The following is a 12,983-nucleotide window of genomic DNA, read 5'->3' as shown; positions in this document are numbered from 1 at the left end:
GCAGCAATCGCTGGGGTATTGTTGACGCCAAACAGCTGCAACCCAGAAACTTCCGAGGACGACATGACCCGTAGCTCCGACTTCACTACCCGCCGCCGCGTGCTGGCGGCGAGCGCTTGCGCTTTGGCCGGCATTGGCCTGCTCAATGGGCGCGTCGTCTTCGCGCAGCCCAAGCTGGGCAAGGTCGTCTACGGCCAGGGCAGTATCGACCCTTTTTTCGCGGCCGGCTACGTGGCGCTGAAAAAGGGCTTCTTCGGCGAAGGCGGCCTGGACGTCGAGTACCTGAATTCGCAAAGCGGCCCGCGCACCAACCAGCTGCTGGCGGCCGGCCAGATCGCCTTTGGCGCCACCGCGGCCACCGCCGCGCCCGCGCTGACCATCGCGGGCAAGCCCGCCGCACTGGTGTTCGGCTTTGACCGCAAGCTGACGTACGCCAACGTCATCGTGCGCCGCGAGGACTTCGACAGCGGCAAGATCAAGTCGCTGAAGGACCTGGCGGGCAAGCGCGTGGGCGCGACCCAGCCGCAGTCCAGCACGTGGCTGATGGCGCTGTACCTGATGCAGAAGGCCGGCGTGGCCGACAAGGTCGACATCCGCCCGCTGGGCGATCTGGCGACGATGCTGGGCGCGCTCAAGACGGGCTCGGTCGCGGCCAGCATGGCCACCATGTCGATGATGGAACAGGCCCGCCAGGAAGGCTGGGGCGTCCCCATCTTTGACGCCACCACCGAAGCGTCGTGGAACGAATTCATGGGCGGCGACGTGCCGGGCATCGCGGCGCTGACGCTTGAAGACACCATCCAGAAGCGTCCGGAGGTCGTGCAGGCGTTTGTGACCGCCATGGTCAAGGCGCAGGACTTCATCACCGCCAACAGCGCGGCCGCCATCACCGACGTCATCTACGACGATTACCTGAGCGCCTTCCCGCGCGCCGCCATCGAGAAGACGCTGGGCGTCTACAAGGAGACGGTGTTCCTGAAGGACAACATCATCACCGAGGACGCGTACAACCGCATGACGGCCATCATGGGCGACGGGCGCCAGTTCTCCAATGAAGAGATCAAGACCGTGCCTTACGCCAAATGCGTGAACATGAGCTTCGTGCGCAAAGCCCGGGGCCTTTGATGATCACGCTGGACAAGGTGGGCAAGGCGTACCAGTCGCGCCAGGGCACGACGCACGCCGTCGTCGAGGTCAGCCTGACGATCAACGAAGGCGAATTCGTGTCGATCGTCGGGCCGTCGGGCTGCGGCAAGAGCACGCTTCTGAACATGATCGCGGGCTTTCTGCGGCCCACCACCGGGACCATCCTGGTGGACGGCCGCGTGGTGGACGGGCAGGTGCCGCCCGCGCTGGGCTACATCTTTCAGAAGGACACGCTGCTGCCGTGGTTCAGCGTCAGGAAGAACGTGGCGCTGGGATTGAAGTTTCAGGGCGTGCCGGCCGACCGGATCGCAACGCGTGTCGCCGAACTGCTGGAACTGGGTCACCTGAGCGCCTTCGCGGACGCCTTTCCGCATCAGCTTTCCGGCGGCATGCGGCGGCGCGTGGCGCTCTTGATGAGCCTGGCGGTCGAGCCGCGCATCCTGCTGCTGGACGAGCCCTTCGGTGCGCTGGACACGCACACCAAGACCCACCTGCACCGCGAGCTGATGGAGATCTGGCGCAAGCTGGGCCAGACCATCGTGATGGTCACGCACGACCTGGACGAAGCCATCCTGCTGTCCGACCGCGTGGTGGTGCTGTCCGGCCCGCCCAGCCGCGTGCTGCTGGACGAGCGCATCCAGATCCCGCATCCGCGCGACGTCTTCACGCTGCGCGAAACGCCGCAGTTCGTCTCCCACGTGCAAAGTCTCTGGAGCGTGCTGGGCCAGCAGTTCCGCGCCGCCGCCTGAACCGACAGTCATGAATTCGATGGATACCGCCGACACCCTGCAGGACCAGTTGCGGCTGGACCGCCGTGCCAACGCCGCGCGCCGCGTGCGCATCACCTTGTGGCAGGTGCTGATCCTTGCCGTCATCCTGGGCTCGTGGGAAATCCTCACGCGCATTCCGTGGTTCACCCAGAACACGCTTTTCGATCCCTTTTTCATCAGCCAGCCCTCGCGCGTCGCCGTGCGATTGTGGGAATGGCTGCAGCCTGGTCCGCGCTCGGTCTGGCCGCACCTGTGGCTGACGCTGCAGGCCACACTTGTCGGCCTGGTGGTGGGCGTGGGCAGCGGCTTCGTGGTGGGCATGACGCTCAGCCGCAGCCGCTTTCTGGCCGACGTGTTCAATCCGTTCATCGTGGCGTTCAATTCCATGCCGCGGATCGCGTTCGTGCCGCTCATCACCATGTTCTTCGGGCTGGGGCTGGCGTCCAAGGTGGTCACGTCGTGGTTCGTCGTGTTCTTCCTGGTGTTCTTCAACACCTACAAGGGCGGGCGCAGCGTGGAGCGCGAGCTTGTCGATTTTTGCCGCACGCTGGGCGGATCGCCGCGCCAGATCCTGTGGCGGGTGCGCATCCCCACAGCCGCGGCCTGGACCTTTGCCGCGCTGCCCAACGCCATCAGCTTTGCGCTGATCGGCGTGGTGCTGGCTGAGTTCGTGGGCTCGACCACGGGCATGGGATATCTGATGATCACCGCGCTGGCGACGCTGAACGCCACCGACATGTTTGCGGCCGTGACGCTGCTGTCCATCGTCGGCATCGCGCTGGTCTATTGTGTGACGTGGATCGAACGGCGGCTCTTGCACTGGGCGCCGGAGTTCCGGGAATGAGCGAGGCCCGAAAGATGAAGACCCTTCCGTATCTGCGCAATTTCGACCTGACGGGACAGGTGGCGCTGGTGACCGGCTCGGCCCGCGGGCTGGGCTTTTGCATCGCCCGGGCGCTGGCCGGTTGCGGCGCGCGCGTGCTGATCAACGGCCGCAATGCCGACGCGGTCAATGCCGCGGTGGCCGAGCTGACGGGCGCGGGCCTGGACGCGCATCCGCTGCCGTTCGACGTGGCCGACGATGCGGCGATGGCCGCGGCCTTCGAACGCATCGACAGCGAACACGAGCGCCTGGACATCCTGGTCAACAACGTCGGCGCGCGCAACCGCAAGACGCTGCAGGACACCAGCCCCGCCGAAATCCGCGAGCTGATCGACACCGATCTGGTGGCCGGCATGCTGCTGGCCAAGTTCGCGGCCGAGCGCATGATGCGCCAGGGCGGCGGCAGGCTGATCGCGATTACGTCGGTAGTGGGGGAGCTGGCGCGGGCGGGCGACGCGGTGTATCCGGCGGCCAAGCAGGGACTGACGGGGATGGTGCGAGCGCTGGCGGCGGAATTTGGTGGGCATTACATCACCAGCAACGCCATCGCGCCGGGAACGTTTGCCACGGAAACCAATGCCGAGATGGTGGCAGACCCGCAATTCGGCCCGCGCGTAGCTGCCCGCAACCCGACGGGCCGGTGGGGGGAACCGGAAGAAATCGCCGGGGCGGCCGTGTTCCTGGCGTCACCCGCGGCGTCGTACGTGAACGGTCACGTGCTGGTGGTGGACGGCGGGCTGTCTATTCAGTTTTGAAGACGGCCCTGCTCAGGTCGTCTCGTCCTGATACCAGACGCCTTCGGCCAGCATCATCTTCTGGTGGCCATGCCCCGCGGGCATCATCGGGAAACAGTTCTCCTGCGCGGTGACCGCCACGTCCAGGAAGTACGGGCCATCGTGCGCCAGGCATTCGGCCAGCGCGGCGTCCAGCTTGGCCGGGTCATCCACGCGCGCCGCGCCCCAGCCGAAGGCGCGCGCCAGCGCCACGAAATCCGGCAGCGACGCGTTGTAGCTGTGGCTGTAGCGCCCGCCGTGGATCAGTTCCTGCCACTGGCGCACCATGCCCATGTAGCCGTTGTTGCACAGCACGACCTTGACGGGCGTCTCGTGCTGCATGGCGGTGGACAGTTCCTGGATGTTCATCAGCACCGACGCGTCGCCGCTGACGCAGACCACGGTCTTGTCCGGGTGCGCGACCTGCGCGCCGATGGCGGCCGGCACGCCGTAGCCCATCGTGCCCGCGCCGCCAGACGTCAACCAGCGGTTCGGGCGGTCAAAGCGCAGATACTGCGCCGCCCACATCTGATGCTGGCCCACATCGGTGGAGACGATGGCATCGCGGTCCGCCAGCGCGGCGTTCAGGCGCGACATCAGGTGCTGCGGCAGGATGGCGTCGGGCGCGGGCGTGAAGCCCAGGCAGTCCTGCGCGCGCCAGGCGTCGATGCGCTTGAACCAGGGCGCCAGGCGCGCGGGCTCAAGCCTGGTGTCGCCCAGTTCGGCGCGCAGCGCCCGCACCAGCGGCAGGCAGTCGCCCACCAGCGCCACGTCCACGCGCACCACCTTGTTGATCGAGGCGGGATCGATGTCGATATGGATCTTGCGGGCGTGCGGGCAAAACTCGGACAGCTTGCCGGTGATGCGGTCGTCAAAGCGCGCGCCAATGCAGACGACGAGGTCCGAGTTGTGCATGGCGAGGTTGGCTTCGACCGTGCCGTGCATGCCCAGCATGCCCACGAATTGCGGGTCGGACGCGGGAAACGCGCCCAGGCCCATCAACGTCAGCGTGCAGGGCGCGCCGGTGTGGCGTACCAAATCGGTAAACGCTTCGCAGGCCTCGGGACCGGCGTTCACCAGTCCGCCGCCGCCGTAGAAGATGGGACGCTTGGCCTGCGCGATCAGCGCGGCGGCGCGGCGCACGGCCGACTGCGGCAGCTTGGCCGCCAGCTTGCCCGACTGGCGGCGCGCGCGCAGCGCGGCCAGCTTGTGCTGCGAGGGCACGTCCAGGCCATCGCCGCTATCGCGCGGCACCGCCAGCTGCACGTCCTTGGGAAAATCCACCAGCACCGGACCGGGACGGCCCTGGCGCGTCAGTTCAAACGCACGGGCCGTCACGCCAGCCACGTCGTCCACCGCGCGGATCTGGGTGTTCCACTTGGTGACGGAACGCGAAATGCCGATGGCGTCGCATTCCTGGAAGGCGTCGGTGCCGATGGCCGCCGTGGCCACCTGGCCGCTGATGCAAAGCACGGGGATCGAATCGCACATGGCGTCCAACAGGCCCGAGGTCGTGTTCGCCATGCCAGGGCCGGAGGTCACGAACACCACGCCCGTGCGGCCGGTGGTGCGGGCGTAGCCCTCGGCCGCGTGCACGGCGGCCTGCTCGTGGCGCACCAGCACGTGCCGCAGGCGCGGCTCGGCGTACAGGGCGTCGTACAAGGGCAGGACGGCCCCGCCCGGATAGCCGAAAACCGTGTCGACGCCGTGCGCAATCAGCGTGTCGAGCAGAATCTTCGCCCCGTTTTCAGGGGCGGTTTCGGTGGCGGTTTCCGTGGCGGCAAGTGCGGCGGCGGCGGTGGGGTGCAGGCGATCGTTCATGCTATCCATCTTATTGGGAGAACCGAAGAATTTTTATCTTCTTTTCCACGGATAACGGGCGGACGGAGTAAATTCATCTTTGATTTGGAGGAATCAAAGAAAATGAACCTCGACAAGTTCGACTTGGCCATTTTGAAGGTGCTGCAGGACAACGCGCGCGCCAGCCTGAACGACATCGGCGCGGCGGTCGGCCTGTCGTCCACCCCGTGCTGGAACCGCATCAAACGCATGGAGAGCGCCGGGGTCATCCGCGGCTACACCGTGGACATCGATCCGGCCAGCCTGGGTTTCATGGACACGGTCATCGTCCACGTGACCCTGGAGAGCCACAGCGAAGAGACGCTGTATGAATTCGGCCGCGCGCTGGCGCAGATCCCCGAGGTGCTGGAGGCCTTCCTGGTGTCGGGCGACTACGACTATTACATCCGCATCGCCGTGCGCGACACCCGCGACTACGAGCGCCTCTTGCGCGAACAGCTCTACCGCATCCCGGGCATCCGGCACAGCAAGTCCTGCTTCGTGCTGCGCCGGCTGAAGGAAACCAAGCTGCCGCTGACCGGGCCGGCGTCGTAAGCCGCCGCCCCGTCCAGCTGTTTCAGCGCAGGACGTAGTCCACCGGCACCGCCGGCTCGGGCAAGGGGCGCACACCCAGGCCTTCGAGCAGGTCGATCTCGATGACGCGGGCCAGCGCCGACAGCGGCAGGTCGTTCTCGTCCGCGCCGAAGGGGTCTTCCAGCTCGTCGCCCAGCGCGTCCAGGCCGAAGAAGGTGTAGGCGACGATGGTCACCGCAAGCGGCGTCAGGAACTCCAGCGTGCCCACCAGCCCGAAGGGCAGCAGCAGGCAGAACAGCCACGCCGTGCGATGCAGGAGCAGCGAATAGGCGAACGGACAGGGCGTGAACTTGATGCGCTCGCAGGCCGCCTGGATGGCGGCGCACTGCGCCACGCGCTGGGTCAGGCCCTGGTACAGGATGTCGGTCAGCTCACCGCGCCGCAGGCAGGCCGCGAGATCCCGGTTGATGGCCAGGAGCAGGGCATCGGGCACGTTGCGGCAGCCGGCCAGCGAATCCAGCTCGTCCTGCTGCACCCACGGCCGCACCGCCTCGACCATGTCCTGCCCGCGAAGCCGCGCCGCCAGTCCGTAGCCGAATCCGATGCAGCGCCGCACCAGACGCTCCTGCAAGGGGTTGGCGGTGCTGGCCGCCAGCAGCACGGCGCTCTCGCGCGCCAGGCTGCGCGCCTGCACGACGAGGTCGCCCCATTGCTTGCGGGCTTCCCACCAGCGGTCATAGCAGACGTTGTTGCGAAAGCCCATGAAGACGGACAGGGCCAGCCCGAAGAGCGAGAACGGCACCGCGGTCAGATGCGCGGGCGAGAAGAACTGGCGGTGGTACATCCACACCACCACGCAGGAGAGCACCGTGATGACGATGATCCTGCTGAGGATGCGCGGGATGATGGAACCGCGCAGTACAAAGAACAGAGCCAGCGCGGAGGGCCGCGGACGGACGATCATGATGAATATCAAACAAGGGACAAGCCGGCGCTCACTATACGCCTGTGATCGCGCAAAGAGGCCGCCGATATAATTCTGTTTCGTCTCACGCCACACGCGACCTTCAATGACCACCGAAGACACCCCGATCAAGCCCTGGTACGCAGTCCGCCGCTCCAAGCTGCACGGCAATGGCGTCTTCGCCGCCCGCAAGATTCCCGCGGGCACGCGCATCATCGAGTACGGCGGCAAGCGCATCAGCGCCAAGGAAGCCGACCGCCGTCACCCGACCAATCCGGACGATCCCTTCCACACCTTCTTCTTCGCGCTCAGCTCCGGCCGCGTGATCGACGGCGGCGACGAAGGCAACGACGCGCGCTGGATCAACCATTCCTGCCAGCCCAACTGCGAAGCGCAGGAAGGCAAGCATGGCAAGCGCGTCTACATCGTTGCGCTGCAAGACATCGCGCGCGGCACGGAATTGTCGTACGACTACGGGCTGGTGCTGGATGGGCGCATCACGAAGGCGCTGAAGGAAGGCTACAAGTGCCTCTGCGGCACGCCGCCGTGCCGCGGCACGATGCTGGCGCTGCCCGCCAAGAAGGCGAATAAAGCCGACAAGGCGGAGAAAGCGGAGAAGGCAGCGCAAGCGGAGAAGCCCGCCAAGGCCGAAAAGACCGCCAGGACCGAAAAGACCGCCAAGACCAATAAGGGCCCCGCGGCCAAAAAGGCCAGCGCCGCCGAAGCCGCTTGACGGCAGCACGGGGACAGTCCCGCGCTTTCCGAAGACCACAACTGCAATAAGCATATTCAATCCCGTCCCGCGGACAGGCGTACAATCATTCGGTCGTTAACACGACATGCAGTACGTCTTCAGGGCGGGGTGCAATTCCCCACCGGCGGTATGCCATGCAATGTGGCGAGCCCGCGAGCGCCCGGCCAGCTATTTGGCCGGGGTCAGCAGACCTGGTGAGAAGCCAGGGCCGACGGTCATAGTCCGGATGAGAGAAGATGTGCCGGCACATACTCGGCTGCGCCGGGCGCGTTTGCGCCCGCCTGGCCGTATTGCGTGCGGCTGTCGATTAGCCCTGAAACGTTTTTCGCCCAATCCTTTTGCGAGAGCGTTTCAATGTCCAACGTTGCCTTTACCCAGCAGTCCCCCCTCCCCAGCCTGGCATCCCAGCCCTTTGCCGCCCGTTTGCAGCGCGCGCTGCATCATCTGCGTCTGGGCCGTCCCGTCATCCTGATGGACGACTTTGACCGCGAGAACGAAGCCGACCTGATCGTGGCCGCCGACCGGCTGTCCGTGCCCGTCATGGCGCAACTCATCCGCGACGGCAGCGGCATCGTCTGCCTGTGCCTGCCCGGCGAAACGCTGGACCGCCTGGAACTGCCGCCCATGGTCCAGCGCAACCAGAGCCGTTTTGCCACGGCCTTCACCGTGTCGATCGAAGCGCGCGAAGGCGTGAGCACCGGCGTGTCCGCCGTCGACCGCGTGACCACGATCCGCGCCGCCATTGCGCCGTCGGCACAGGCCGACGACATCGTCAGCCCCGGCCACGTGTTTCCGCTCCGCGCGCAACCGGGCGGCGTGCTGACGCGCCGCGGCCATACCGAAGGCTCGGTGGACCTGGCCGTGCTGGCCGGGCTGCGTCCGGCAGGCGTGCTGTGCGAACTGATGAACGCCGACGGCACGATGATGCGTGGCGCGGCGCTGGAGCGCTACGCCGCCGAACAGGGCCTGGTGGCGCTGACCATCGCCGAACTGGCCGACCACCTGCAAAAGCTGCAGGACGGCCAGGCCGAAGCGATCGACGACGAGGTCCTGGAGATGGCGGCCACCGTCTGACCGGCCGCAATGGGTGGGGCCGCGCCATCGCAGCCCCGATGCGGATGGCATAATCCGCGCGAATACTCGCCTTTTGCCCCACCCATGACCGTCATCCCCCAGCCCCGGAAATCGCCGCGCCAACTCAGGTCCCAGCACACCGTCGACACCATCCTGCAGGCCACCGCTCACGTTTTGGCCACGCATGGCTATGCCGGCACCAACACGAATCTGATTGCGGAAACGGCCGGCGTGAGCGTGGGCTCGCTGTATCAGTACTTTCCGAACAAGAACGCGCTGATCGCCGCGCTGCATGACCGGCACGACAACCAGATGCTTGATGTGATCGACGACGTGCTGAACGGCAATCCGGCGGCCACGCTGCGCGAACGCGTGGGCGCAATCGTGCAAGCCATGCTGCACGCGCATCTGCTGGAGCCGGCGTTGCATCGCGTGCTGGAACGGGAATTTCCGCTGTTTGACCAGCCGCACGAGCACAGCCGCGCAGACCAGGACATTCACCGCCGCATGCGGCATCTCTTGGAACTGCACCGCGCCGAGATCGCGCAGGCAGACCGGGATCTGGCGACCTACGTGGTCCTGCGCATCATGGAATCGCTGGTGCACGCAGCCGCGCTGGCGCCGCCGGCGGGCTTCACGCCCAAGCAGCTGGAGGCCGCGGTGGTGGATGCAGTGATGGGGTATCTGGGCGCGCCAGCCGGCGCCGCGCCGCGCAGGGCGGCCAAGAAAGCCAAGCCGGCGCGCGCCTAGCGCACCGCCCCTAGCGCACGGCCTTAGGCGCGTTCGCGCGCCATGCTGGCCAGGCAGTCCGCCGGACCGCCATTCACGATGCGCGCGCTGCACGCCAGCATCAGGTTAAGGCTCAGCCCGAAGTCCTCGACGGTATGGCCCTGGGCGTCGACCATGCGCGACACACCGTCGTCGGCTGCCGCCCCCACCGCCACCTGATCGATCAGGCTGCCGGACTGGCCGGTGTAGCCCCACACGGGTTTGCCGCAGGCGATGGCGTAACCCACCTCGAAGGCCGTGCCCGAATCGGGCTCGGCGCCACGAAACGGATTCAGGTTCGCCATCACCATGTCGGCGCGGCGGATCAGCGCGACGTTGGCGCGATAGATCCACTGCGCCAGCGCCTGTCCGGACAGGTCCGGCGGCGCCGCGCTGTCCAGCGGAAACACGCCCTCGAAACCGTAGGTGGCGCACAGCGTCTTGAGCCGTTCGCCGTGGGCCACGGCATCCGGAAGAAAGACGTCGAAACCCGCCAGATACACGCTGCGCATGGCCCTTACTCCGGATCGGCGACGTTGAAGGCTTCGCCGGTGGCGAAGAAGGAGCCGCCGGCCACGTAATGCACCGAACGGCGCTCGTCGGCCGGAAAGTGCCAGCGGTTGCCCGAGAACACGTCCGGCGCCGCCCATGCGGCCACGACCTCGCCGATGAAAAGGTCGTAGGCCTGCTGATTGTGGGGTTCAGGGATGACCTTGCATTCCAGCCACCCGAGGCAGCCCTCGATAAGCGGCGCGCCGATCTTGCTGGCGGCAAACGTGGTCAGGCCGCTGGCCTGGAACTTGTCTTCGTCGCGCCCCGAGTGCGAACCCACCTGCAGCGTGGCGTGCGCCTGCGCGCGCGACGGGATGCACAGCGCGAATTCGCCCGAGGCTTCGATGAGCTCGCGCGTCCAGGTGTTCTTGTCCACCACCACCAGCATCTTGGGCGGACTGAAGTCCAGCGGCATGGCCCAGGCCGCGGCCATCACGTTGCGGGCGCCGCCGTGCGCGCTGGTCACCAGCACGGTCGGGCCGTGGTTCAAAAGCAGATAGGCGCGGGGCAGGTCGACGGGTTCGATCATGGGCAGCCTAGAACATGCCGTTCTTGTTGGCGGGGTTCTCGGGGATTTCCTGGCTCACGTCCCAGTGTTCGACGATCTTGCCGCCTTCAAGGCGGAAGATGTCGACCACGGCCTGGCCGCGGTCTTCGGGCGAGTCGCGCCACAGGTTGTGGATCATGACGAGGTCGCCTTCGGCGATCACGCGCTTGATCTCGACGATGGCCTGCGGATGCTGCTCGAAGTAGCGCGGGAAAAAGTCGACCATCGGCCCGACGCCGTCCTGCATGTACGGATTGTGCTGGGTGTAGTTCGGGCCGACGTACAGGCGCACCGCCTCGTCGATATCGCGGTCCTGGAACATCATGCGGAAGAACGCGACGGCAATTTCCTTGTTCGACTGCGGCGCGGCCGCAAGCGCCGGCGCAGCCGCCACGCAACTGGCGGCGACCAGCAGGCAGGCAGCCAAGGATTTCCACTTCATACGCATACAGGACTACTCAAATGACGCCGGCTGGCGGCCTGCCAGTTTACAAACAAACGCGGCGCAGCATCAGTATCCGACGGTATAGCGGCGGCGCGAATGCCGCGGCGTTTCGACTTCGTCGGCCAGGGCAATCGCGTAGTCTTCCATGGAAATCCAGCTCTTGCCCTCGTCGTCGGCCAGCAGGTTGTCGTCGCCCACGCGGAAGGATCCGGTACGCTCGCCGGGCTCGAACATGGCCGAGGGCGACAGGAAGGTCCAGTTCAGCACCTTTTCCTGGCGCAGCGTGTCCAGGAACACGACGCCTGCGCGCGCCTCGGGCTTGTACGCGTCCGGGAACTCGGCGGTGTCGATCAGCATCTTGCCGGGCGCGACCAGCAGGCTGCCCGCGCCGCCCACCACCAACAGACGCGGCACGCCGGCGTTCTTCACGGCGGCCAGAAGGGGCTTGGCATCGGTGGACACGAAACGCGTGGCGCTGATGACGGCGTCATGGCCGGCCAGGATCGGGGTCAGGCCTTCGGGATCGGTGGCATCGCCCTGGCGGACCGTCAGGCCCGGCTGCTCGTTGACCTCGGCCGGGTTGCGGGCGATGCCCGTCACCTGGTGGCCGCGCTTTAACAATTCGTCCGCCACGCGGGACCCCACGCGGCCGGTAATGCCGATCAATGCGATTTTCATGGTCTTGCTCCTGGGAGGGATGGGCCGGGAGCGGCCGCCGCACGATTGCGGCAGCGCGGGCTTCGGCTCAGGCCAAGCCATACTATTCGGTCAAATCCGAACGAAAAACCCGCTAACCAGGAAGAGTTTTTTGCAAACCGTGCACCAATGGGTGCGAACCGGCGGCAGCGCGAGATGACCGGACGCGCGCCGCACGCCGCGGCACGCGCAATCAGTGTGCGCCCGGCGGCCCCGCTTGAACAGGGGGCCGCCCCCGCGATCAGCGGGCGGCGCGTTGCGCCTGATAGACCTGCAGGTGCGAATAAGCCACGCGCAGGTAGGTCGCGTCCACGCCCAGCGTGCGGGCGCGGCGGACCATGTCGCCGACGATGTGGTCGGCTTCCACGGGCAGGCCCTGGCGCAGGTCGCGGAACATGGAGGCGGTCATGGGCTGGGTGCGGTCGGACAGCAGCTTGCGCACGGTGGCGTCCGCCTCGGGCCGCACGGTATGGCCGGAGGCCGCGGCGACCGCCTGCGATTCCTGCAGCAGGCCGAGCAGGAAGTCCACGCCGTCGTCGGTCGACGCGATCTCGCCGACCGAGCCGCGCATCAGGCAGGTGGCGGCGGCCAGCGTCGTCAGCATGACGTATTTTTCCCAGATGTCCTGGTAGATGTTTTCGCTGAGGCGGCTGACGTATTCGCCGCCCGCCAACGCCTGCTCCAGCGCCACGCAGCGCTCGCTGCGGGCAGGGCCGGCGCGTTCACCGAACACCAGGTTGGCGTGCTTGCCCAGGTGGACCACTTCGCCTTCGGGACCGAGGGTGGCGTTGATCTGGCACAGGCCGCCCAGCACGCGATGCGGCTCGAACTCGCGGTCCAGTACGTCGTACTGGAGCACGCCGTTCATGATGGGCAGCACGGCGGTGTCGGGACCCACGGCCGGACGGATGGCCTCGATGGCGCTGTCCAGGTCGTAGGCCTTGCACGACAAGACGACGATGTCGTAGCTGTCCTTCAGCGTCTGCTGCGTGACCAGCTTGGGGTGCAGCGTGGCATCGCCCAGCGGACTCTGGATGCGCAGTCCGTGTTCGCGGATGCGATCGGCGCGCGGCTCGCGCACCAGGAACGTCACGTCCGCGCCGGCTTGCGCCGCGCGTCCGCCAAAGTATCCGCCGGTGCCGCCGGCGCCCAAGAACAACAACCGCATGCCTGTCTCCTGTTGGCTGCCCGCGTCGAGCGCGGGCCAATGCGCGCATTATGCGCCCGGGTCTGGCGCG

15 protein-coding genes and 1 riboswitch are annotated in these 12,983 nt (G+C 66.8%); of the genes, 8 read left to right on the top strand and 7 right to left on the bottom strand.

Translation table 11 applies throughout. The features are described 5' to 3' along the window. Nucleotides 1–63 precede the first annotated feature (63 nt). Genes QEP15_RS00290 through QEP15_RS00275 form a run of 4 tightly spaced genes read left to right on the top strand, consistent with a single transcriptional unit; the run spans nt 64 to nt 3,554 of the window. Nucleotides 64–1,125, top strand: a complete 1,062-nt coding sequence (locus tag QEP15_RS00290) for an ABC transporter substrate-binding protein (RefSeq protein WP_280148281.1) — start codon at nt 64–66, stop codon at nt 1,123–1,125. Continuing rightward, the gene (locus tag QEP15_RS00285) at nt 1,125–1,895 is read left to right on the top strand and encodes an ABC transporter ATP-binding protein (RefSeq protein ID WP_280148280.1); all 771 of its coding nucleotides are present in this window, start codon (nt 1,125–1,127) and stop codon (nt 1,893–1,895) included. The genes QEP15_RS00290 and QEP15_RS00285 overlap by 1 nt, the downstream gene beginning before the upstream one ends. A 19-nt stretch (nt 1,896–1,914) precedes the next feature. Continuing rightward, nucleotides 1,915–2,760, top strand: coding sequence for an ABC transporter permease (locus tag QEP15_RS00280; protein ID WP_108006355.1), 846 nt, complete (start codon nt 1,915–1,917; stop codon nt 2,758–2,760). A gap of 14 nt (nt 2,761–2,774) precedes the next feature. Then, nucleotides 2,775–3,554, top strand: a complete 780-nt coding sequence (locus QEP15_RS00275) for an SDR family oxidoreductase (RefSeq protein WP_180099963.1) — start codon at nt 2,775–2,777, stop codon at nt 3,552–3,554. Between the two features lie 12 nt (nt 3,555–3,566). On the opposite strand, the gene ilvB is transcribed toward QEP15_RS00275, so the two are convergent. Then, entirely contained in the window at nt 3,567–5,402 is a 1,836-nt protein-coding gene (gene ilvB / locus QEP15_RS00270; protein ID WP_280148279.1) for a biosynthetic-type acetolactate synthase large subunit, read from the bottom strand. 93 nt (nt 5,403–5,495) lie between these two features. Between ilvB and QEP15_RS00265 the strand changes: the two genes are divergently transcribed. Further along, a complete protein-coding gene (locus QEP15_RS00265) occupies nt 5,496–5,966 on the top strand; it encodes an Lrp/AsnC family transcriptional regulator (protein ID WP_056327693.1) in 471 nt (156 codons plus the stop codon). Nucleotides 5,967–5,988: 22 nt separating this feature from the next. Here the strand turns inward: QEP15_RS00265 and QEP15_RS00260 are convergent, their stop codons facing one another. Beyond that, on the bottom strand, nt 5,989–6,909 hold the full coding sequence (locus QEP15_RS00260) for a bestrophin family protein (RefSeq protein WP_056327692.1): 921 nt from the start codon (nt 6,907–6,909) through the stop codon (nt 5,989–5,991). A gap of 106 nt (nt 6,910–7,015) precedes the next feature. On the opposite strand from QEP15_RS00260, the gene QEP15_RS00255 reads away from it, so the two are divergent. The 3 genes from QEP15_RS00255 to QEP15_RS00245 all read left to right on the top strand — a co-directional run bounded on the left by QEP15_RS00255 (nt 7,016) and on the right by QEP15_RS00245 (nt 9,487). Beyond that, nucleotides 7,016–7,642 carry an SET domain-containing protein gene (locus QEP15_RS00255; protein ID WP_152383071.1) on the top strand — a complete coding sequence of 209 codons (627 nt, stop codon included), beginning with the start codon at nt 7,016–7,018 and terminating at the stop codon, nt 7,640–7,642. 111 nt (nt 7,643–7,753) lie between these two features. Beyond that, nucleotides 7,754–7,905, top strand: a riboswitch (FMN riboswitch). Nucleotides 7,906–8,017: 112 nt separating this feature from the next. Next, nucleotides 8,018–8,737, top strand: coding sequence for a 3,4-dihydroxy-2-butanone-4-phosphate synthase (gene ribB / locus QEP15_RS00250; protein ID WP_152383070.1), 720 nt, complete (start codon nt 8,018–8,020; stop codon nt 8,735–8,737). A gap of 84 nt (nt 8,738–8,821) precedes the next feature. Continuing rightward, nucleotides 8,822–9,487, top strand: coding sequence for a TetR/AcrR family transcriptional regulator (locus QEP15_RS00245; RefSeq protein ID WP_152383069.1), 666 nt, complete (start codon nt 8,822–8,824; stop codon nt 9,485–9,487). A 23-nt stretch (nt 9,488–9,510) separates the two neighbouring features. Here QEP15_RS00245 and QEP15_RS00240 read toward each other — a convergent pair whose 3' ends face one another. The 5 genes from QEP15_RS00240 to panE form a co-directional block, all read right to left on the bottom strand. Beyond that, nucleotides 9,511–10,017: a nucleoside 2-deoxyribosyltransferase gene (locus QEP15_RS00240; protein WP_280148278.1), complete on the bottom strand. Its 507-nt coding sequence runs from the start codon at nt 10,015–10,017 to the stop codon at nt 9,511–9,513. A 5-nt stretch (nt 10,018–10,022) separates the two neighbouring features. Beyond that, nucleotides 10,023–10,586 (bottom strand): flavin reductase family protein, encoded by a 564-nt coding sequence (locus QEP15_RS00235; RefSeq protein ID WP_370638947.1) that lies wholly within the window; start codon nt 10,584–10,586, stop codon nt 10,023–10,025. A 7-nt stretch (nt 10,587–10,593) separates the two neighbouring features. Continuing rightward, entirely contained in the window at nt 10,594–11,052 is a 459-nt protein-coding gene (locus QEP15_RS00230) for a nuclear transport factor 2 family protein (protein ID WP_056327686.1), read from the bottom strand. Nucleotides 11,053–11,115: 63 nt separating this feature from the next. Beyond that, nucleotides 11,116–11,727 carry an NAD(P)-dependent oxidoreductase gene (locus QEP15_RS00225; RefSeq protein ID WP_152383067.1) on the bottom strand — a complete coding sequence of 204 codons (612 nt, stop codon included), beginning with the start codon at nt 11,725–11,727 and terminating at the stop codon, nt 11,116–11,118. A gap of 259 nt (nt 11,728–11,986) precedes the next feature. Further along, a complete protein-coding gene (panE, locus tag QEP15_RS00220) occupies nt 11,987–12,913 on the bottom strand; it encodes a 2-dehydropantoate 2-reductase (protein WP_280148277.1) in 927 nt (308 codons plus the stop codon). Nucleotides 12,914–12,983 lie beyond the last annotated feature (70 nt).

Source organism: Achromobacter mucicolens (assembly GCF_029866465.1).
Taxonomy (GTDB): Bacteria; Pseudomonadota; Gammaproteobacteria; order Burkholderiales; family Burkholderiaceae_B; genus Achromobacter; species Achromobacter mucicolens.
The sequence above is the reverse complement of the archived record's forward strand: the minus strand, read 5'-3'. Positions and strand labels throughout refer to the sequence as shown.

What these genes read in the sequence shown, in the direction of transcription:
- QEP15_RS00280 (WP_108006355.1), top strand. Translation starts at nt 1,915, where the DNA reads ATGGATACCGCCGACACCCTGCAGGACCAGTTGCGGCTGGACCGCCGT.
- QEP15_RS00235 (WP_370638947.1), bottom strand. Translation starts at nt 10,586, where the DNA reads ATGATCGAACCCGTCGACCTGCCCCGCGCCTATCTGCTTTTGAACCAC.
- QEP15_RS00260 (WP_056327692.1), bottom strand. Translation starts at nt 6,909, where the DNA reads ATGATCGTCCGTCCGCGGCCCTCCGCGCTGGCTCTGTTCTTTGTACTG.
- QEP15_RS00290 (WP_280148281.1), top strand. Translation starts at nt 64, where the DNA reads ATGACCCGTAGCTCCGACTTCACTACCCGCCGCCGCGTGCTGGCGGCG.
- QEP15_RS00225 (WP_152383067.1), bottom strand. Translation starts at nt 11,727, where the DNA reads ATGAAAATCGCATTGATCGGCATTACCGGCCGCGTGGGGTCCCGCGTG.
- QEP15_RS00285 (WP_280148280.1), top strand. Translation starts at nt 1,125, where the DNA reads ATGATCACGCTGGACAAGGTGGGCAAGGCGTACCAGTCGCGCCAGGGC.
- QEP15_RS00275 (WP_180099963.1), top strand. Translation starts at nt 2,775, where the DNA reads ATGAAGACCCTTCCGTATCTGCGCAATTTCGACCTGACGGGACAGGTG.
- ribB (WP_152383070.1), top strand. Translation starts at nt 8,018, where the DNA reads ATGTCCAACGTTGCCTTTACCCAGCAGTCCCCCCTCCCCAGCCTGGCA.
- QEP15_RS00240 (WP_280148278.1), bottom strand. Translation starts at nt 10,017, where the DNA reads ATGCGCAGCGTGTATCTGGCGGGTTTCGACGTCTTTCTTCCGGATGCC.
- QEP15_RS00245 (WP_152383069.1), top strand. Translation starts at nt 8,822, where the DNA reads ATGACCGTCATCCCCCAGCCCCGGAAATCGCCGCGCCAACTCAGGTCC.
- QEP15_RS00230 (WP_056327686.1), bottom strand. Translation starts at nt 11,052, where the DNA reads ATGCGTATGAAGTGGAAATCCTTGGCTGCCTGCCTGCTGGTCGCCGCC.
- panE (WP_280148277.1), bottom strand. Translation starts at nt 12,913, where the DNA reads ATGCGGTTGTTGTTCTTGGGCGCCGGCGGCACCGGCGGATACTTTGGC.
- QEP15_RS00265 (WP_056327693.1), top strand. Translation starts at nt 5,496, where the DNA reads ATGAACCTCGACAAGTTCGACTTGGCCATTTTGAAGGTGCTGCAGGAC.
- ilvB (WP_280148279.1), bottom strand. Translation starts at nt 5,402, where the DNA reads ATGGATAGCATGAACGATCGCCTGCACCCCACCGCCGCCGCCGCACTT.
- QEP15_RS00255 (WP_152383071.1), top strand. Translation starts at nt 7,016, where the DNA reads ATGACCACCGAAGACACCCCGATCAAGCCCTGGTACGCAGTCCGCCGC.